The following is a 19554-nucleotide window of genomic DNA, read 5'->3' on the forward strand; positions in this document are numbered from 1 at the left end:
GAGAAGATCAGCATCTATCGTTTCGTGCAGGAAGGGTTGAACAATGCCTATCGCCACGGGCGAGGCAAGGATCAGGCGGTGAGTGCGGGGATGAAAGGCAGCAGGCTTTTCGTTGAAGTCTCGGACGGCGGGCCGGGCTTCGATCCGGCACGCGTCGAGGGTCTCGGGCTCGCCGGGCTCAGAGAGCGGGTCGAAAGCATTGGCGGCCAGTTTGAAACCTTGACCGGGCCGCACGGCACGCGATTGGTGATTCGCCTATCGGTCGAGGAGCAAGCATGATCGGCGCCATTCGCATTGCCATTATCGACGACCATCCCCTCTTTCGCGAGGGCGTGACGCGCAGCCTGACGGAAATCGGCGGCTTCGAGATGGTTGGCGAGGGCGCCACGGCGCAGGATGCCGAGCGCATCGTCTCGACCGTACGGCCGGACATTCTGCTGCTCGATATCTCCATGCCGGGCGGCGGTCTGACCGCGGTTGCAAGCATCCTCGCCARCCATCCCGCCCAAAAGATCGTCATGTTGACCGTTTCGGAGGCCAATGCCGACGTGACTAGGGCCCTGAACGCCGGGGTGCGTGGCTATGTCCTCAAGGGCGTCGGGTCGCGCGCGCTCGCAGACATCCTGCACAGCGTGGCGGCCGGGGAAAGCTATCTTTCGCCGACGCTGTCAGCCCGCCTGCTTTCGGACCTCCAATCCCTGCAGCCGACCGACGGCATAGTGGACCGGCTGCGGCAACTCACCGAGCGACAGGCAGAAATTCTGCGACTGGTGGCGGAGGGCCTGAGCAACAAGGAAGTTGCCTTGCGGCTGGAGCTGCAGGAGAAGACCGTCAAGCATCACATGACCGGCGTGCTGTCGAAGCTCAATGTGCGAAACCGCACCGAAGCAGCCTTGATGATGCGTGAGTCGCGCGACCGGGACCGGAACCATTCGTAGAGGCTTCGGCCATCCCGAGCGCGGCTCACCGTTTCACGGAAATGCCGAACAGCTCTATCAGGCGCGCTTTAAGTCTTTGTCGTTGCCTCTGCTTCTGGGCGACACACATCAGCCGGAAACCGGGTGGCAAAAGAGAGGTCACCTCCGCCGGGGGCGGCGGAGGTGACGTGTGAAGCCGGCCGTTGCCTGTTGGCCAACTTCACAACGCTTTGAGGCGGCTGACATCCGCCGGCGTGGCTCCGCGATCGATGATCGTGCGCCCGAGCGAATCCTCCATCCTGAAACGGCCATTCTCGATCTTTTCCATTATGCCGTCGGGATGCTGAACCGTGATCGTCTTGCCCTCCACGTCGACCTCGTCACCGGTCTTGGCGTTGACATGGCGACCGTTGCCATTTTCGTTCTGCCCCTGGTCGGATTTGGAGTTGCCGCTGGCGGTTCCGCTATTTCCTTTGCCGTTTCCGTCGCCGGCGCCGTTGTTTCCGTTACCGCTGCTATTGCCGCTGTTTCCGTTACCGTTACCGCCGCTATTGCCACTGTTGCCGTTTCCATTGCCGCCGCTGTTGCCACCGTTTCCGCCGCCGCCTCCACCATTACCACCGCCACCGCCACCGCCACCGCCATTGCCGCCGCCACCCTTGCCGGCCTGTGCGCTAGCGGCGTGGATTCCAGGAGCGGAGCCGTGGAGGTCAATCTGATAGGGAGCGATGGTCAGCGCCAGCGCGGCCGCCGATCTGAGCGCCAGCCGGCAACAACGGGTCGTGATCGATCTATGCATGGTGATCTCCGTCGATTGAGCTGGCGTGCCACCGTCGACGTTGGAGTTGCACCAGCATCGCCGAAAGAAAAGATACCCGAAAGCCGTATCCGACCGTTGCGCTTGTCACCCAGGACCTTTGCAAGCGCAAGATTGGACTAAAGTCCCAAGCTTGTGCTAATATATACCTTGTATGGACGGCGGCGACCGCCATCGCCGACTGGAAGCTGGCTTACCTGATGCCGCCGAACATCAAGTCACCTCCGCCGGGGGCGGCGGAGGTGACTTGTCAAACTGGTCGTTCCCCGGTTGACCTGCCTCACAGGGCCTTCTGCTTCACAAGGCCCGAAGTCGACTGATGTCGTTTGCCGTCGCCGGACGCTCGACAATCGTGCGGCCGACTGCATCCTTCATCTGGAAACGGCCGTTCTCGATCTCTTCCGTGATGCCGTCGGGATGCTCGACCTCGATCTTGTTGCCGTCTACTTCGACCTTGTCACCGGTTTTCGCGTTGACGTGATCTCCATCGTCGTCGTGACCCTTGCCGACCCCGGAATTGCCGGCTGCGCCGTGATCGTCGCCGGCACCATTGTCTCCGCCAGCGTTTCCGTTTCCGTTGCTGCTGTTGCCGCTCGCGCCACTCCCGCCGCTGCCGTTTCCGCCGCCACCTCCACCGCCACTGCCATGTCCGCCATCCTTGGCATGCGCGCTTGCGGCAACGATGCCGGGACCAGAGCTGTGGAAAGCGAGTTGATAGGGGGCGATGGCCAGCGCCAGTGCCGAGGTCGCCCTCAGCGCCAGCCAGCAACAGCGGCTCGCAATCGATCTGCGCATCCTAGTCTCCTCATCGATCAGGCAGGCGGATTTCACCGCCGGCGTTTTCGCAAGGGACCCACCATCGCCGACATGGCGGCCTCGCGTAACCGGCCCACGACCGATGCGGTGCCGCCAAGGGACCTTTGCCGGACCTGACAAGGGACCTTTGTCCCAGTGTTACATGCTGCTCGCAGAGTGCTTAGCCGACGTCTCAGAATGCTGTCGCGGCTGAAAGGCTTTTGATGTCACGAAAATGTGATCAGGTGACTATAAGGGGGTTGAAGAGGCAACACGCTCCAGCCACCCGCAAAGCCAGAGGCAAGCCAGATGACCGAACATCGCTCCCCCGACGCCAAATTCCGCACCAGCCTGCTCGAAGAAAACGCCGGACCGGCCACCAATCCCACCGACAACCGCACCATGGGCGAGATCATCGCCGCGCGGTTCTCGCGCCGTGGTTTCCTGAAAGGCTCGCTGGCCGTCTCGGCGATCGCCGCCACCGTCAGCCCGCTGGCGCTGGTCAGCGCCGACCAGGCCCGGGCCGCCGAAGGCTCCGCCTTCGCGTTCGACGAGCTGGAGGCCGGCATCGACGACAAGCACCATGTCGCGCCGGGCTACGATGCCGATGTGCTGTTGCGCTGGGGCGATCCGGTGTTTGCCGATTCGCCGGAGTTCGACCCGACCAAGCAATCGGCGCAGGCGCAGGCGAAACAGTTCGGCTACAACAACGACTATGTCGGCTACATCGCGATCGACGGTTCGGCCGAACACGGCCTGCTGGTCGTCAACCACGAATACACCAACCCGCATCTGATGTTCCCGGGCATCGTCAAGATCGTCGASAAGGACGGCAAGAAGTCGGCCGACGTCGCGCCGCTCAGCAAGGAACAGGTCGATGTCGAGATGGCGGCGCATGGCGGTACCATCGTCGAGATCCGCAAGGACGGCGGCAAATGGCAAGTCGTGCGCGACGGCAGGCTCAACCGCCGCATTACTTCCAACACCGAAATGGCGCTGTCCGGCCCGGTTGCCGGCCATGACCGCGTCAAGACTAATGCCGACCCGTCCGGCACGAAGGTTTTGGGCACCTTCAACAATTGCGCCGGCGGCGTCACGCCGTGGGGCACCTATGTGATGGCCGAGGAGAACATCCACGGCTATTTCTCCGGCGAATTGCCCGAGGGCCACAAGGAAGCCGCCAACTACAAGCGCCTCGGCATTCCCGAAGGCGCCTATGAATGGGCGGCGCACTATGACCGCTTCGACCTGGCCAAGGAGCCGAACGAGGCCAACCGCTTCGGCTGGATCGTCGAGGTCGATGTCAACGATCCGACCTCGACGCCGAGGAAGCGCACCGCTATGGGCCGCTTCAAGCACGAGGGCGCCGAATCGATCGTCGCCAAGGATGGCCGTGTCGTCTTCTATCTCGGCGACGACGAGCGCTTCGACTATGCCTACAAGTTCGTCACCAGCGGTAAGTTCAATCCCAATGACCTCGCGGCGAACAAGGATCTGCTCGACGACGGCACGCTGCATGTCGCCAAGTTCGTCGAAGACGGCTCCGTCGAATGGCTGCCGATCGTCTTCGGCCAGGGACCGTTGACCGCCGAAAACGGCTTTGCAAGCCAGGCCGACGTGCTGATCGAGACACGACGCGCCGCCGACCTGCTCGGCGCCACCAAGATGGACCGCCCAGAGGACATCCAGCCCAATGCCGTCAACGGCAAGGTCTATGTCATGCTGACCAACAATTCGAAGCGCAAGGCAGACCAGGTCGATGCCGCCAACCCGCGCGCCGAAAACGCTTTCGGCCACATCATCGAGATCGCCGAGGACGGCGGCGATTTCACTGCCACCAAGGGCAAGTGGGAAGTGCTTTTGAAATGCGGCGATCCGGCGGTGGCCGATGTCGGCGCCACCTTCTCGACGGCGACGACGGCCAATGGCTGGTTCGGCATGCCCGACAATTGCGCGGTCGATTCAGCCGGACGCCTGTGGGTCGCCACCGACGGCCAGAGCCCAAAGACCACCGGCCGCACCGATGGACTGTGGGCGGTCGACACCGAAGGCTCGGCGCGGGCAACCTCGAAACTGTTCTTCCGCGTGCCGATCGGCGCCGAAATGTGTGGTCCGCTGTTCGCCCCTGACGATCAGACCGCCTTTGTCGCCGTCCAGCATCCGGGTGACGGCGGCGAGGACTGGGAAGCGTTCGGCCGCCCATCCTACTATGAGGACCTGTCGACGCGCTGGCCCGACTTCAAGCCCGACATGCCGGTGCGGCCGGCGGTCGTCGCCATCACCAGACAGGGCGGCGGCAAGATCGCGGTATAATATCAAGCACCGCAATCTCAGGGAGGGGTTTCGGCGAGCCGAAGCCCCTCCTTTTTTGCGTCAATCATTCAAGCCACGGGAAAGATTGGCAATTTGCACATGGAGCCCTAGGTCTTTACCAGGAGATTGCCATGCCGAAGTCCGTTTATGACCGTGGCCTGCTCAAACCTGCCGAAGTCGCCACCTTGCAACGTGTGTTCGACGAAGCCTGCCGGCGCCGCGAAGCGCATCCCGAATCGGCCGAGGCTCGCGAACTGGCTCTCACCCTGCTGGCGCTGCACAATGCCGGCATGGTGGAAGAGGACATGCTGATCGAGGCTGTCGGCTTCCGGAGGCTTGAGCCCAAGTCAGCGTGAAGCGCCGGATTGGTCGGAGGTGCCAGCGGAACTGGCAATCCGTTTGGTGATCGCCTTGGCCATGATGCCGGCATTGGCGAAGCAGCCGCGAATGCTCGGCCGCATGCCGGTGAACCACAGGCCGGGCAATTTTGGATCGGCTTGCCCGCCGTTGAAGAGCGGAACGCCCTTTTTGTCGAGGACGCCGAGCTTGCCGACCATGGGCTCCAGGCCGGTGCGGTAGCCTGTCGCGGCAATGACGATGTCGGGATGGATCAGGCTGCCATTAGCCAGGATCACGCCGTCGCGGGCGAATTCCCGTATCGCCGGCACCACAACGATCTTGCCGGCCTTTATGGCGCTGACGGCGCCGTCATCGGAGGCGATCGCGGTATAGTCCGAGGTCAGGCGGCTGGCGCCACCCGAAGGCGCGGGCGGCATGCCGAATTTGGTCAGGTCGCCGAAAACCAGGCGCTGCGTCGCCGCCATCACCGCATCGGCGACGCGCAAGGGCAAGCGCGCCATGAACGGCGAAAGCCGATGCACGGCGATCTTGCCGATCCGCTTGGGCAGCAGCACGGGGCCGTTGCGGGCCGACAGCCAGATGGCGGCCGTGTTTATGCCGGCCAGATGATTGAGCGTATCGAAGCCCGAATTGCCGGCGCCGACGACCAGTACTTTCTTGCCGGCATAGTCCCGTGCGTCGCCGAAATCCGCCGCGTGGATGATGCGGCCGGCGAAACCCGTCATGCCTTTCCATTCGGGAATGAAGGGCTGCCTGTCGCGGCCGGTGGCGATGACGACATGGCGGGCCAGGCGCAGTCCGGCGCTGGTCAGCAGCGCCCAGTGATCGCCCTTGAAGACGATTTCTTCGACAGCAACGCCAAACTGCACCGGGAGCCGGTTCTCCTCCCTGAAATCATTCATATGGCGGATGACGACAGTCTTATGCGGAAAGGCAGGCGTGCCCTGGGGATAGGCAAGACCGGGCAGAGAAGACAGATCGCGATGGGTGTTGAGATGCAATTGCCGATGCCGCCGGTGCCAGGGCTCGGCCAGGCGGCTTTCCTTTTCCAGGATCGCCGTGGGCATGCCGGCGTTCATCAAGGCATGTGCGACGGCCAGCCCGGCGGCACCGGCGCCGACGACGATCGCCGGCTCGACCGGTTCGTTCGTCACCGGTCTGATGGTCGTTTCAGCCATTCCTTCTTTGATCTCCATTCGACCCTTCCGACGCCACGCTTCCCGTGGTCGCCAAGGGAGGCCGCGGCGGCTCGATCCTGCGGTTGATTTATATATCGCGAATCGAACCCGAATTTCGAGCATGCGCCGTCCGCGATTGCGCACTATATGGCATATGCGCGATATCAGCGGTAATCAGGTCGCGGCAATGTGATTGATTCGAGGCCCTGGGGCTGGCGGGTCTCTGCTATTCCCCCACGTGCATGCCCGAAATCGAGTCGATTTCCGGGGTCATGCGCAGAATCAAAGTGTTACAGCACCTTTGCGCGTCCTGGGCGCGGCGCTGTAGGCGGCTCGCGGAATTTCGACCATGCCCTCCTTGCGGATCTATTTCGACAAAATCCTTGAGGACGTCGCGCCAAAGGTGGCGCGGCAGAGGCTGACCCATGTCGAGCGCCTGGCGCTTGTTCGCCGCCATGGTGACTTCTCGCTTGCCTATTCGACCGCCGTGCAGGGCAAGCTTTCCTATTTCGGCGACGCCGACGGCTACATCGCCTTCGGCACCAAGATGGGGCGCCATTTCGCGCTCGGCGATCCGGTGGTGGCTCCAATGCTGCGGCCCGATTACATCAGGCGCTTCGTCGAAACCGCCGGCAGCCCGTGGTTCGTGCAGATCGGCGAGGAGACGGCGCGGGTGCTGGCCGGGCTCGGCTACAAGATCAATCGCCTCGGCATCGACACCCGCCTCAACCTGCCCGACCATGATTTTTCCGGAAAGCGCAACGAGACCGTGCGCTATTCCGAGCGCTGGCTGTTGAAGAAGGGATTTTGGTTCGACGAGGACAAGCGGACTGTCCATCTCGACGAAATCGCCCGGCTTTCCGAAAACTGGCGCGGCGACCGCATCGTCAAACGCTGGGAGATGGGCTTTCTCAACCGCCCCTTCGCCGACCATCTCGGCACCGACATGCGCCGTTTCGTCCTGCACGGCCCCGATGGCGGACTGGTCGCACTGCTCGACTTCGACCCGCTGTTTCGCGACGGCAAGGTGATCGGCTACACCACGGCGTTCAAGCGCAAGCATATCGACGCCTCGCCGCACGCCGAGATCGGCCTGACCAAATTCGCCGTCGACCGTTTCCGCGAGCAAGGCATCTCGGTAGTCACGCTCGGCCTGTCGCCGATGCTCGATGTGGTCCCGAGCGGGTTTGCCGAAAGCGATTTCTGGCGCAATGCCTTCCAGCGCGCCTACTCTTCGCCATGGGTCAACCGCCGCAGGTTCAACCTGCAAGGCCAGGCGGCGTTCAAGCGCCGCTTCCACGGTGTCGAGGAGCCGGTCTACATCGCCTTTCGCAAGGGGACTTATGTGGAGATGCTGGGGCTGCTGCGGCTGGTCAAGGCGATCTAATCGGTCAGTTCCTTAGCCGGTAACCGGTCCTGAAGATCCAGGCGACGATCGCTATGCAGACCAGCAGAAAGACGATCGTCATGCCGAGGCTGACGCCGACCGAGACATCGGACTTGCCGAAAAAGCTCCAGCGGAACCCGCTGATCAAATAGACGACCGGGTTGAACAGCGTCACAGTGCGCCAGATGCCGGGCAGCATGTCGATCGAATAGAAGCTGCCGCCGAGGAAGGTGAGCGGCGTGATGATCAGCAGCGGCACCAGCTGCAATTGCTCGAAGCTCTTCGCCCAGATGCCGATGATGAAACCGAACAGGCTGAAGGTCACCGCCGTCAGCACCAGGAAGGCAACCATCCAGAACGGGTGCTGGATGGTCAGTGGGACGAACAGCGAGGCGGTGGCCAGGATGATCAGGCCAAGCAGGATCGACTTGGTCGCCGCACCGCCGACATAGGCGATGACGATCTCCAGATAGGAGACCGGCGCCGACAGGAGCTCGTAGATCGAGCCGACGAATTTCGGGAAGTAGATGGCGAAGGAGGCGTTGGAGATCGACTGCGTCAGCAGCGACAGCATGATCAGCCCCGGTACGATGAAGGCGCCGTAGCTGATGCCGTCGATCTCGGTGATGCGCGAGCCTATGGCTGAGCCGAAGACGACGAAATAGAGCGATGTCGAGATGACCGGCGAGACGATGCTCTGCAGCACGGTGCGGAAGGCACGCGCCATTTCCATCCGGTAGATCGCCCATACCGCACGCAGGTTCATGGCTCTCTCCTCACCAGATTGACGAAGATCTCCTCGAGCGAACTGTTTTGCGTGTCGATGTCGCGGAATTGGATGCCGCCGGCCTCGAGATCGCGGATCAGCGAGGCGACGCCCGGCCGCTCGGCCTGATTGTCATAGGTGTAGGTCAGCTGCCCGCCATCCGGCGACAGCTCCAGCGCATAGCGCGAGAAGGTTTCGGGAATGGCCATCAGCGGGCTGCGCAGCTCCATCACCAGCCGCTTGCGGCCGAGCTTGTGCATCAGTTCGGCCTTGTTCTCGACCAGGATGATCTCGCCACGGTTGATGACGCCGACGCGGTCGGCCATCGCCTCGGCTTCCTCGATATAGTGGGTGGTGAGGATGATGGTGACGCCGTCCTCGCGCAGCCGACGCACCATCGCCCACATGTCCTGGCGCAGTTCGACATCGACGCCGGCGGTCGGCTCGTCGAGGAACAAGACGCGCGGCTCATGCGACAGCGCCTTGGCGATCATTAGCCGGCGCTTCATCCCGCCCGAGAGCGTAATCGCCTTGGCGTCCCTCTTTTCCCATAGCGACAGATCGCGCAGCACCTTCTCGACGAAGGCCGGGTTGGCCGGCTTGCCGAACAGGCCACGGCTGTAATTGACAGTCGCCCAGACGCTCTCGAAGGCGTCGATGGTCAGTTCCTGCGGCACCAGGCCGATCAGGCTGCGCGCGGCGCGGTAGTCCCTGTTGATGTCGTGACCGTCGACGGTGACGGTGCCCGACGAACGATTGACGATGCCGCATACGATCGAGATCAACGTCGTCTTGCCGGCGCCGTTGGGGCCGAGCAGCGCGAAGATCTCGCCGCGCTCGATATCGAGGTTGACTTCCTTGAGCGCGGTGAAGCCGGTGGCGTAGGTCTTGGAGACCCCGGAAATGGACAGGATGGAGGGCATGGCTGAAAACGGCTGCTTGAGGGAGGTCCCCTGATATAGGCTGAATGTCGGTGCGTGCAACCGCAAGTCGACGCCGCTGCTGACAGTTCTCGACAGTGCAGGCCGGCCAGTGCGAGCCGGCGGAAGTTCCGACACGGCAGCAGCACGCGCATGCGTCATCTTGCCCGGACGCTGCGGCGTTCCGCCTCGCGGCGGGACGCCGCTTTGACCGACAGGCGCGACGGGCTTACTCTTGCCACATTAGAAGCAGCCGGAGCCCACCATGGACCCGCTCATCCTGTCGCGCATGCAATTTGGCGCGAATATTTCGTTCCACATCCTGTTTCCGACGATCACCATTGCGCTTGGCTGGGTGCTGCTGTTCTTCAAGCTCCGCTACAACGCGACAAACGATTCCGCCTGGATGCGCGCCTATTTCACCTGGGTGAAGGTGTTCGCATTGTCCTTCGCCATGGGCGTGGTGTCAGGCGTCACCATGAGCTTCCAGTTCGGCACCAACTGGCCGGGCTACATGGAAAAGGTCGGCAACATTGCCGGGCCGCTGCTGGCCTACGAGATCCTCACCGCCTTCTTCCTCGAAGCGGCCTTCCTCGGCATCATGCTGTTCGGCTTCCGCCGCGTCTCCAACCGCATCCACACGCTGGCGACGGTGCTGGTGGCAGGCGGCACGACCCTCTCGGCGTTCTGGATCATCGCGCTCAATTCCTGGATGCAGACGCCGGCCGGCTTCGAGATACGCGATGGCGTCGCGCACGCCGTCGACTGGTGGGCGATCGTCTTCAACCCGTCGATGCCCTACCGGCTGGTCCATATGCTGCTCGCCTCCGGCCTGACGGTGTCGTTCCTGATCGCCGGCCTGTCGGCGCTGCGCTATCTCTATGGCGACCGCTCGGAATCGATGTGGAAGGCGCTGCGCACCGGCGTCTTCACCGCGGCGATCCTGATCCCGATCCAGATCTTCGCCGGCGACCAGCACGGGCTGAACACGCTGGAGCACCAGCCGCAGAAGATCGCCGCCATGGAGGCCAACTGGAACACCGGCCCCAACGTGCCGCTGGTGCTCTTCGCCCTGCCCGACGAGGCGGCGAAGGAAAACAGGTTCGAGATCGCCATTCCCGACGGCGCCAGCCTGGTGCTGCGGCACCGCACCAGCGGCGTGGTGCCGGGGCTGAACGACTATCCAGGCAACCATCCTCCGGTCTTTCCGATCTTCTGGAGCTTCCGCATCATGGTCGGCACGGGACTGCTGATGCTTGCGGTTTCCTGGTCGGCCGCCTTCTTCCTCAAGCGCCGGCACAGCCTGCCGAGGCCGCTCGCCATGCTGATGGTGCCGATGGCGCTGTCGGGCTGGCTGGCGACGCTGGCCGGCTGGTACACCACCGAGATCGGCCGCCAGCCCTGGCTGGTGACGGGCGTGCTGAAGACCGCCGACGCGGTCGGGCCGGTGGCGGGCAGCCATGTCGCGCTGACGCTGGCCATCTACCTCATCCTCTATGTGCTTTTGCTGATCGCCTATCTCGGCGTGCTGGTGCACCTGGCGCTGAAGGCGGCGAAGGACGGCGATTCATCGCCGCTGCCGGGCGTGATGAACGCTGCCCTGTCGCAGCCGGCGGCCGGCGAGTGAGGAGAAGACAATGACCTTCGACTGGCCAACCCTGCTGCCCCTGATCTTCGCCGGCCTGATGGGCCTCGCCATCCTGATCTACGTCATACTCGACGGCTTCGATCTCGGCATCGGCATCTTGTTCGCCGCCGCCGAAGACACCGAGCGGGACACGATGGTCGCGGCCATCGGTCCGTTCTGGGACGCCAACGAGACCTGGCTGGTGCTGGCCGTCGGCCTGTTGCTGGTCGCCTTCCCGCTGGCGCATGGGGTCATCCTGACCGCGCTCTACATCCCGGTTTTCGTGTTGCTGATCGGGCTGATCCTGCGCGGCGTCGCCTTCGATTTTCGCGCCAAGGTGCCGAGCGGCAAGAAGCATCGCTGGAACCGTATTTTCTTCATGGGTTCGGTCATCGCCTCGCTGGCGCAGGGCTATATGCTGGGCGTCTATGTGCTCGGCCTCGATGTCGGCCCGGGCGGCGTGGCGTTCGGCGCGCTGGTGGCGCTCTGCCTTGCGGCGGCTTACGCGGCGATGGGTGCCGCCTGGGTGATCTACAAGACCGAGGGCGATCTGCAGAAGAAGGCCGTGCGCTGGTTGCGCACCGCCCTTGTGCTGACCGCGCTCGGCATGGCCGCGGTGTCGCTGGCAACGCCGTTCGCCAGCCCGCGCATCTTCGACAAATGGTTCGTCTTTCCCGCGATGCTCTATCTGTCGCCGCTGCCGATCCTGTCGGCACTGTTGTTCCTGTGGCTGTGGCGGCAGACCTTTCATCTGCCCAGGCCCGACGACCGCCATTCGCTGACGCCGTTCCTGACGCTGGCCGCCATCTTCGCGCTCGGCTTTGCCGGTCTTGCCTGGTCGTTCTATCCGTTCGTGGTGCCCGACAGGCTGACCATCTGGCAGGCGGCCTCTGCGCCGGAAAGCCTGGCCATCATCCTGGCCGGCACTGTGGTCGTGCTGCCTGTCATCATCTTCTATTCGTTCTATGCCTACCGGGTGTTCGGCGGCAAGGCTACGGATTTGACCTACGACTGACGCCTTACCGGTCGCCAGTGGCCATCCTGCAGATCAAGCAGGTGCGGTGCTTCAGATCAGCCCTGAGTCGCGTGCCGCAGCCGTCGCTTCGCCACGGGAGATGGCGTCCAGTTTTCCCAGAACCGCCGAGACGTGGTGGTCGACGGTCTTCGGCGAAATGGCGAGGTGGTCGGCAATCCGCTTGTTGGAGAAGCCGCGCTCGATCAGTTGCAGCACTTCCATCTGGCGCAGGGTCAGCCCGGCGCTGTTTGCGCGCGTGGTGCGGCGCGGTCCCCGTGCGATGTGATTGACACCGTTTCGCCGCATGAGGTCGCGCACGTGCTGGGCGACCGGCCTGGCGCCGAGGTTTTCGAATATCCCGAGCGCCGAGCGCTGCCCCGCCTCATCGCCCTGAACCAGGGCAAGCCCACGTTCGAAGGGAGCGTCCATCGCGGCCCACAAATCCGCCGCCCCTTGCCAGTCGCCTTCCAGAAGCATCCGGTAGGGCGCGGCCATGCCCGACGTGTCGCCTGGGCCAATCGCCGGCACCAGCAAACGCCGCCAGCTGGCCAGTTCGGCAAAGACCGCAGGCTTCGGTGAAAGGCTCTCGGCAAGGTCTATCAGCCGCAGCGCCTCGTCCTCTTCCGCCTCGCCCAGCCATGCCTGTTCGGCGACGACCGCCGCATAGGGCAGCAGCCTCTGCAGCTCAGCACCCTTTTCGAGAAACCGCTTCATTTCCGCCAGAAGCGGCTCGGCTGAAGGATCGCCGCGGCGCAGGCGCAATTTCGCCAGAGCCACCAGTGCGGGATAGCGCACCAACGCGGCTGCATGGTCGTTGGTGACGACTTCCAGCGCTTCGGCAGCCGCCTCGTCCCATCGTCCGTAACGCAGCAGCAACTGCGCCCGCACGCCGCGCATGTAGTCACGCCAGGTCGCCAGGTCGTTCTCGACACAATAGTCGATGCCGCGATCGAGAAAGGACTGAGCCTGGTTGTAGTCCAACTGGTTCATTTCACTGCAGGCGCAATTGGTGAAGGCACGCGCCACGTGTTCCTGGAAATTCTGATCGAGCGCGATTTCGAGACTGCGGGCAAGGTGCAGCCGCGCGCTGGGCAGGTCCAGCCATTGTTCGGCAGCGCCGACATTGTTGAGCGCATGGCAGACGATGTCCGGCCGGTCAACCTGTTCGGCGAGCCTGATCGCCTTGTCGCCTAACGACAATGTCTCGTCGAGCCTTTCGGCCAGCATCGCCAGCTGCGAGAGATTGGAGTAGGCCATGGCCAGTTCCGGCCCCGCCAGTGTGGTCTCCAGCAACGCGACCGCCTGGGCGCCGAACAGATCGGCGGCCTCACGGTCGCCCATCAGATAGGCGAAACGCGACAGGCATCTGAGGCTGTCGCCTTCCTTCAGCGTATTGCCCAGGGCGCGCTGCAGCGCGCGCGCCTGCTGCTGAGCCTCGATGGCCTCGACGATCCGGCCGATCAGGTGGCATTCGAAGGCATAGTTCTCGTAGAGGCCGGCGCGCTCTTCCATGGGCAGGCCGTCAGCCTGTCGCAAGGCGACTTCGTAGTAGCCGGCGGCATCGCGATGCGCCCCGATGCGGGAAGCCTCCCGGGCAGCGACCGGCGCCAGTTCGCGCACCGCCTCCAGATTGTGCGCCTCGACCGCGTGGTGCACCAGGCGCGCGGTGGCAATGTCGCCTTTTTCGAGCATCGCTGTCAGGGCGCGCTGGTTGAACTCTCTTCTGTGGCTTGTCGTCAGCATCGTCTCGATGGCGCGGCGGGCGATGTCGTGCCGGAAGGCATAGCCGTCGCCCAGATCGTCCAGCAGGCCATTCGAGACGCATTCCGCAAGCTGGCCGGCACTGGCCACGCCGCAGAGGCCCTGCAGGGCCCAGGCGTCGGCCCGTCTTGGGAACACCGACACCGCGTCGAGCATCGAGCGGGCGCCAACCGACAGGCGTTCGGCGCGCGCGAGCACCGCATCGCGCACGCTGGCGGGCAGCGCTGTTTCATTTTCGGCGCTCAACAGTTCGGTGACGAAAAAGGCGTTGCCGGCCGTGGCCCGGTAGATGGCATCGCCGTCGCGGCCGGCCGCATCGGCGAGCGACAGCACCGCTGCCTCGCTCAAAAGCGGCACGTCGATGCGCGCGACGCTGCCCGACGGGATTTCGCCGAGCGCGCGTCGCACGCGCATCTGCCCCTCGCTGCGATCGGTACGCGCCGTCACCAGCAGCAGGACATGGGTGTTGGCAATGCGACGGCCGAGAAAGCGGACGAAGTCGAGCGTCGCGTCATCGGCCCAGTGCAGGTCCTCGATCACCAGCAGTGTTGCGCCCGTCCTCGCCTCGAAGACATCCAGCGCGTCGGAGAACAGCGGCAGCCGCTGTCCCTGCCGGGCGTCGACCGCCTGCGGCATCGCCCATTGCGCCTCGCGCGCAAGATCGTAGAGCGGGCCGAGCGGATCGGGGATCGACAGGTCCTCGCAAGCACTGCGGAAGATGCGCGCCTCCTGGCCGGCACCGCTGACGAAGGCATCGACAAGCACCGACTTGCCGGCACCCGCCTCACCCGACAAAGCCGCCACGTGACCACGGCCGCGCGCGGCTTCCGCGAGAAGGCTGTCCAGTTGCGCCAGCTGTGGCTGCCGTTCCAGAAGCATCGTCATTCGCTCATGGTGATCCCGGTTGCCGCCACCCACCCCAGCTCGACCGCCAGGATAGTCCGGCTCGGTATCTGCTTTGTGGCTCCAGCACTGAACGTCGTTAACATGGGGAATCGTCCCGCCAAACATAGGGAAAGGCTCCGATGCGCGTCCTTTGCGAGCGTGATCTTTGTCCAACCGCGCTCAACATCGAGCGTGAAGCAATGGAAAGGGAAGCCTCCCATGCCCCGTTACCTGATTGAACGTACATTTCCGGATGGCCTCAACGTCCCGATGAACGAAGCCGGCGCCGATGCGCTGGGCGGCGTCATCATGCGCAACGCGGAGAAAGGCGTGACCTGGGTGCAGTCGTTCGTGTCGCCCGACAAGAAGCACACCTTCTGCGTCTACGACGCGCCCTCGCCGGAGGCGATCCGCAGCACCGCCCAGATGAACTCGCTGCCGGTCGACAAGATCACGGAGGTGAGGGTTCTTGAACCCTACTTTTATCGCTGATGAAGATACGATCGCTCGAGGCGGCAATGGCGACATGCCGGCCGGTGTCGCGGCCATGGCAAACAGCGGCCGCGCGCCCTCCTTGCCCGGCCGTCTATGGCGGATCGCGGTGGAGCTGCCCGCGCAACTGCTGGGCAAGCGCCGCTTGCCACCGGAAAGCGACCATCTGAGGCACGATATCGGCTTGCCGGCGCGGCAGATGCGGCGGGACTGGCGAGACTACGACCGGTGGGATCGCTGAAGACCCCGCCGCCCGCAGTCGACGCTGTGAGGTGGCCGGGACGGCGGAACTGCCAATCTCCCCCTCAAAGGGGGAGATGCCCGGCAGGGCAGAGGGGGCGCTGTCGCGCCGACGCCTCTTCGTCAAAGCTGCCTCAGTTGCTGGCCGACAGCACCAGCACCGGCTTCTCGCTGTACAGCGCCGGGAACAGCTGCTTGAGGTTCGCCACCTTGGGCAGGTCGTTGTAGACGATGTAGGGATAGGTCGGGTTCAGGGTCAAAAAGTCCTGGTGGTAGTTCTCGGCCGGATAGAAGGTCTTGCCGGTTTCCAGCGTGGTGACGATCGGCTTGGGGAACACCTTGGCCTGGTCGAGCTGGGCGATGTAGCTCTGCGCAATCTTCTTTTGCGCATCGTTTTCGGCAAAGATCGTCGAGCGGTACTGCGTGCCTGAATCGGGACCCTGGAAATTCAGCTGGGTCGGGTTGTGGGCGACCGAGAAATAGACCTGCAGCAGCTGACCGTAGGTGACGACAGACGGATCATAGGTGATCTCGACGGATTCGGCATGTCCGGTGCTGCCTGAGCCGACGGTCTCGTAGACGGCGGTGTCCTTGCTGCCGCCGGTGTAGCCGGAGACCGCCTTGCTGACGCCCTTGACGTGCTGGAAGACGCCTTGCACGCCCCAGAAGCAGCCGCCGGCGAAGATCGCCTTCTCACTGCCGCCGGCTGCCTTCTCGTCGATCGACGGCGGCGGGATGACCACCGCGTCCTCGGCGGAAACCGCCGGCGTCAGCCAGAAGGCGGCGCCCACGGCGGCAAGCGCCAACGCGGCGAGCGCGCTCCTGGCAAAATTCGACTGTCGTCTGGCGACTGGTTTTCGAATGTCGGTCATGGCTGAGCTCCTGTGACGTCCATCATGTGGAGTCTATTGGATAAGAGAGGATCATGCGACGGGTGAGTTGCGGCCGAAGCCTCACTTTCACGTGCGTCCAGATCCGGTCCTGGTGTCAGGACCGAAGCCGGAAGCAGCGTCAACCCTAGTTGGCCGGGGCCATGGCATCCGTTGCCGGCTTCATCGCATCGGCGGCTGGCTTCATGGCGTTGTCCGCGGGCTTCATGGCGTTCGTGCTCATCGCGTCGGGTGCCATGGCGTCGGCCGGTTTCATCGCGTCGGTCGCCGGCTTCATGGCGTTGACGGCGGGCTTCATGGCATTGGTCGCGTCGTCGGCGCGGGCGATGCCGCCGGCAAACAGCGCCGTCGAGCACAAAGCGAGAGCCAGTGCCGGCAGCGTCAAGCGGGCCGACGATGTCATCCGGGAAAAGGTCGTCATGATGGTCTCCTTGGGGTTGGGGATGATGGCGCACCTCTTTGGGTGGGCCGGGTTGTCGCGGCGCCGCTGCTGCGGCGTTGCGCGGGTCGTTGTCTGCGCATGATCTTTTCCGGGACGATGCGCAGGGAATTTTAGTTGGTCGCGGCGGCCAGGATCGGTCCGCCGCCGGGCGACTGGACGAGCACGGCGGTGCTGAGCCCGCCTGAAGCGGCCGGCACATCGAGTGCGGTGGCATCGCCAGTCCAGTTGCCGAGCTTCTCAAGCGAATGCACGACATTGGCGTGCGGCAAGGTGCGGCCGGTGTTTTCGCCGCGCGCCACCGGCACCTCGACGACACCCTTGGCATAGTGCACCACCCAGACATCGGCCCGGCCGCCCGGCGCCGAGCCGGCGCCGATGCTGACCTTGCCGCCGACGAGCGACAGCGACGGGCCGCTGGCGCGGTCGGTGCTCGAGATCAGCTGCTGGATTTCGCCCGGCGCCGCGCCGACGACATCGGCGCGGCCATTGACCACCACTTGGGGGGTGAACGGGCCGTCATGGCCAAGGGAGGGCTCGTAGGTGACCTGGCGCTGGGTGAATTCCTGGCGGCCGAATGTGTCCTTCCAGCCGAGATAGTCCCAGTAGGTGACGTTGAAGGACAGCGCCAGCACGTCCGGCTGGTCCTTGACCTTGATCAGATTGGCGTTGGCCGGCGGGCAGGACGAGCAGCCCTGGCTGGTGAACAGTTCGACCACGGTGAGCGGCTGGGCTTGCGCCGCACCTAGCGACGTGGCGAGCGCGAGCGCGCCGAGGCTGGACACGACGAGTGACTTGCAGGAACGCGACATCGGCTGGCTCCGTGGGTGACGGCGCCCCGATGCGCCGCTCATGTCCCCACTTCGCCGCCGGCCGAGGCTTTGTTACAGCGCTCACCGGTTTGTGATCGTTGTCGTTAGCGCCTTTGCGACGCTGGAGATCGGCAAAACCGGTCGCGGCAGCCGATCTCCACCCTCGTGGGGGAGATGTCCGGCAGGACAGAGGGGGGCGCCATAGAGCACCAACATAGGCGCGATCGACGGTGGCGCCGCGCGACAGTGTGCAATGATGGTCAGATCGCTCTGAGAAAAGTGAGGGCGGACATCGCCGACAATGACAAGGTCGGCGGGACAGCGCCCCCCTCTGGCCTGCCGGMCATCTCCCCCACGTGGGGGAGATTGGCAGCTTCACTGCGTTAGCAGCGTCTCGGAGGGCCGCTTGTTGAAGTCGCACTTGCCGGTGACGGTGTAGAAGAAGTCGGCATTGGAGGCTGGTGCCGGCACCGCATTGCCGCCGTCCTCCCAGGCCTGATAGCCCGGAATGCCGCAGGGCACGATACTGAAGATGTCGACGTTCTGCCCGGTCGCGATCTCCGTCAGGCCGTTCGCGCTCACCCCATTGTAGAGCCGGTTGGAGGTGTTCGGATCGTTCGACATCAGCTTTGTCGGGTTGCCCGATGGCACGTCCATCTGCAGGTAGAGACCGCTCATCTGGCTGACATCGATCACCGCGCCGGAGCCAGTGGACGGATACATCGTATCGACACAGTAATATTTCGTGCCACTCGCATCGGTCTTGACCGACACCCCGTTCGGCGGATTGTTGCCGACGGAGCAGACCTGCTTCTGGACCATCGTGGTGACGTCCTGGCCGCCCGAATTGGTGATGGTGTTGACGGTGGTGGTGCCGTAGCCCTTGGGATCCTTGGTGTTGCCATAGGTATAGTTGATCGTCATCAGCGGTTTGGCCACCGTGGCACCGAATTGCGTGCCGTAGAGCGTCATCGTCTTGTTCCAGTAACCTGACACCCCGGTTACCTTGAAGGTGGTCTGCACCAGCGCCGGCGACTTGCTCACCGCCGACGCGACGGCGACCGGCACAGTGTTGATCCTGGCGATCTGCATGAAAACGGTCGGCATCGAGTAATTTGCCGTGGCCTGCGCGGTGGCGGTGCCGTCAGTGCCGACCACGAAACTGTTCAGCGTCGCGGTGGCCCCCGTCGGTGCACCATTGGCGGCGAAGGAATCCTGCAACACCACCTGGCGCTGCGCCAGCGTCGAGGTCGTCGCCATCGTGGTGATCGACAGGATGCCGGCATCGAGCGCCGACTGCATGTCCGACCTGGTCTGGACCGCCGAGGTGTAGTCGACCGAGAAGCCGATGGCGGCAATAATCGGCATCATGGCGAAGATGAGGATCGGCGTGAACGAGCCGCTCCTCGACCTGACAAACCTGCCTGCTAACCCCCGCATGTCGTGATCCTTACAAACGAATATCTCCACGGGCTAACATGGCAGTCACGAATATTGCTCTAACGCACTTGGTTAAAATTTATCGACTTTCCGCGACATCCCCCGATAAAGCCGACAAGTTCCCGCGCCCCGGCATCGGCACTGCCGCTTGCCCGCCAGCGGTACGGCGCTTGCCCGGTGGCGGTACAGCGCTTGCCGCAGCAACAAGCCCCTGCTAAAGCGCCCGCCATGAGCACGCCCCTCGACCACATCCGAAATTTCTCCATCGTCGCCCATATCGACCATGGCAAATCCACGCTTGCCGACAGGCTGATCCAGCTGACCGGCGGGCTGGAGCTGCGCGACATGAAGGAACAGGTGCTGGACTCGATGGACATCGAGCGCGAGCGCGGCATCACCATCAAGGCGCAGACCGTGCGGCTGAAATACCATGCCAACAATGGCGAGGACTATATCCTCAACCTGATCGACACGCCCGGTCATGTCGACTTCGCCTATGA

At 63.9% G+C, this 19554-nt stretch carries 20 protein-coding genes; 10 read left to right on the top strand and 10 right to left on the bottom strand.

Annotated features, from left to right (window positions below; translation table 11 throughout):
• Positions 1-279 (top strand): sensor histidine kinase (locus tag ACXJ7R_RS07590; RefSeq protein WP_457151280.1); only part of this gene is annotated, 279 nt, incomplete at its 5' end.
• Positions 276-938 (top strand): response regulator, encoded by a 663-nt coding sequence (locus ACXJ7R_RS07595; RefSeq protein ID WP_457151281.1) that lies wholly within the window; start codon positions 276-278, stop codon positions 936-938. The genes ACXJ7R_RS07590 and ACXJ7R_RS07595, both read left to right, overlap by 4 nt.
• A gap of 199 nt (positions 939-1137) precedes the next feature.
• Here ACXJ7R_RS07595 and ACXJ7R_RS07600 read toward each other — a convergent pair whose 3' ends face one another.
• Together ACXJ7R_RS07600 and ACXJ7R_RS07605 are read right to left on the bottom strand one after the other, a co-directional pair.
• Positions 1138-1716, bottom strand: coding sequence for a hypothetical protein (locus ACXJ7R_RS07600; protein WP_457151282.1), 579 nt, complete (start codon positions 1714-1716; stop codon positions 1138-1140).
• A 315-nt stretch (positions 1717-2031) separates the two neighbouring features.
• Positions 2032-2529, bottom strand: coding sequence for a hypothetical protein (locus ACXJ7R_RS07605; RefSeq protein WP_457151283.1), 498 nt, complete (start codon positions 2527-2529; stop codon positions 2032-2034).
• A 309-nt stretch (positions 2530-2838) separates the two neighbouring features.
• Between ACXJ7R_RS07605 and ACXJ7R_RS07610 the strand changes: the two genes are divergently transcribed.
• Positions 2839-4842: a PhoX family protein gene (locus ACXJ7R_RS07610; RefSeq protein WP_457151284.1), complete on the top strand. Its 2004-nt coding sequence runs from the start codon at positions 2839-2841 to the stop codon at positions 4840-4842.
• Positions 4843-4973: 131 nt separating this feature from the next.
• On the top strand, positions 4974-5198 hold the full coding sequence (locus tag ACXJ7R_RS07615) for a hypothetical protein (RefSeq protein ID WP_457151285.1): 225 nt from the start codon (positions 4974-4976) through the stop codon (positions 5196-5198).
• Here ACXJ7R_RS07615 and ACXJ7R_RS07620 read toward each other — a convergent pair.
• The gene (locus ACXJ7R_RS07620; protein WP_457151286.1) at positions 5190-6380 is read right to left on the bottom strand and encodes a flavin-containing monooxygenase; all 1191 of its coding nucleotides are present in this window, start codon (positions 6378-6380) and stop codon (positions 5190-5192) included. The two genes, ACXJ7R_RS07615 and ACXJ7R_RS07620, sit on opposite strands and share 9 nt — an antisense overlap.
• Before the next feature lie 349 nt (positions 6381-6729).
• Here ACXJ7R_RS07620 and ACXJ7R_RS07625 point away from each other — a divergent pair, with 349 nt between their 5' ends.
• Positions 6730-7767, top strand: a complete 1038-nt coding sequence (locus ACXJ7R_RS07625; RefSeq protein WP_457151287.1) for a phosphatidylglycerol lysyltransferase domain-containing protein — start codon at positions 6730-6732, stop codon at positions 7765-7767.
• 4 nt (positions 7768-7771) lie between these two features.
• Here the strand turns inward: ACXJ7R_RS07625 and ACXJ7R_RS07630 are convergent, their stop codons facing one another.
• Complete coding sequence (locus tag ACXJ7R_RS07630; RefSeq protein WP_457151288.1) at positions 7772-8533, bottom strand: ABC transporter permease; 762 nt, start codon at positions 8531-8533, stop codon at positions 7772-7774.
• On the bottom strand, positions 8530-9456 hold the full coding sequence (locus ACXJ7R_RS07635; protein WP_457151289.1) for an ABC transporter ATP-binding protein: 927 nt from the start codon (positions 9454-9456) through the stop codon (positions 8530-8532). The genes ACXJ7R_RS07630 and ACXJ7R_RS07635 overlap by 4 nt, the downstream gene beginning before the upstream one ends.
• A gap of 262 nt (positions 9457-9718) precedes the next feature.
• On the opposite strand from ACXJ7R_RS07635, the gene ACXJ7R_RS07640 reads away from it, so the two are divergent.
• Positions 9719-11080 carry a cytochrome ubiquinol oxidase subunit I gene (locus ACXJ7R_RS07640; RefSeq protein WP_457151290.1) on the top strand — a complete coding sequence of 454 codons (1362 nt, stop codon included), beginning with the start codon at positions 9719-9721 and terminating at the stop codon, positions 11078-11080.
• A 10-nt stretch (positions 11081-11090) separates the two neighbouring features.
• On the top strand, positions 11091-12095 hold the full coding sequence (locus ACXJ7R_RS07645) for a cytochrome d ubiquinol oxidase subunit II (protein WP_457151291.1): 1005 nt from the start codon (positions 11091-11093) through the stop codon (positions 12093-12095).
• Positions 12096-12146: 51 nt separating this feature from the next.
• On the opposite strand, the gene ACXJ7R_RS07650 is transcribed toward ACXJ7R_RS07645, so the two are convergent.
• Positions 12147-14741 (bottom strand): ATP-binding protein, encoded by a 2595-nt coding sequence (locus ACXJ7R_RS07650; protein WP_457151292.1) that lies wholly within the window; start codon positions 14739-14741, stop codon positions 12147-12149.
• A gap of 219 nt (positions 14742-14960) precedes the next feature.
• Between ACXJ7R_RS07650 and ACXJ7R_RS07655 the strand changes: the two genes are divergently transcribed.
• Together ACXJ7R_RS07655 and ACXJ7R_RS07660 are read left to right on the top strand one after the other, a co-directional pair.
• Entirely contained in the window at positions 14961-15233 is a 273-nt protein-coding gene (locus tag ACXJ7R_RS07655) for a DUF4242 domain-containing protein (protein WP_095083851.1), read from the top strand.
• Positions 15211-15474: a hypothetical protein gene (locus ACXJ7R_RS07660; RefSeq protein ID WP_143748702.1), complete on the top strand. Its 264-nt coding sequence runs from the start codon at positions 15211-15213 to the stop codon at positions 15472-15474. Before ACXJ7R_RS07655 ends, ACXJ7R_RS07660 begins: the two co-directional genes overlap by 23 nt.
• Positions 15475-15607: 133 nt before the next feature.
• Here ACXJ7R_RS07660 and msrA read toward each other — a convergent pair whose 3' ends face one another.
• From msrA to ACXJ7R_RS07680, 4 genes are all read right to left on the bottom strand, one after another.
• Positions 15608-16345, bottom strand: coding sequence for a peptide-methionine (S)-S-oxide reductase MsrA (gene msrA / locus ACXJ7R_RS07665; RefSeq protein ID WP_457151293.1), 738 nt, complete (start codon positions 16343-16345; stop codon positions 15608-15610).
• A 145-nt stretch (positions 16346-16490) separates the two neighbouring features.
• Positions 16491-16766: a hypothetical protein gene (locus tag ACXJ7R_RS07670; protein ID WP_457151296.1), complete on the bottom strand. Its 276-nt coding sequence runs from the start codon at positions 16764-16766 to the stop codon at positions 16491-16493.
• A gap of 149 nt (positions 16767-16915) precedes the next feature.
• On the bottom strand, positions 16916-17614 hold the full coding sequence (locus tag ACXJ7R_RS07675) for a DUF1223 domain-containing protein (RefSeq protein ID WP_457151294.1): 699 nt from the start codon (positions 17612-17614) through the stop codon (positions 16916-16918).
• 375 nt (positions 17615-17989) lie between these two features.
• A complete protein-coding gene (locus ACXJ7R_RS07680; RefSeq protein WP_095083855.1) occupies positions 17990-19054 on the bottom strand; it encodes a TadE/TadG family type IV pilus assembly protein in 1065 nt (354 codons plus the stop codon).
• 228 nt (positions 19055-19282) lie between these two features.
• On the opposite strand from ACXJ7R_RS07680, the gene ACXJ7R_RS07685 reads away from it, so the two are divergent.
• Positions 19283-19554 (top strand): GTP-binding protein (locus ACXJ7R_RS07685; protein ID WP_457151295.1); only part of this gene is annotated, 272 nt, incomplete at its 3' end.

Source organism: Mesorhizobium sp. P5_C1, assembly GCF_054049815.1.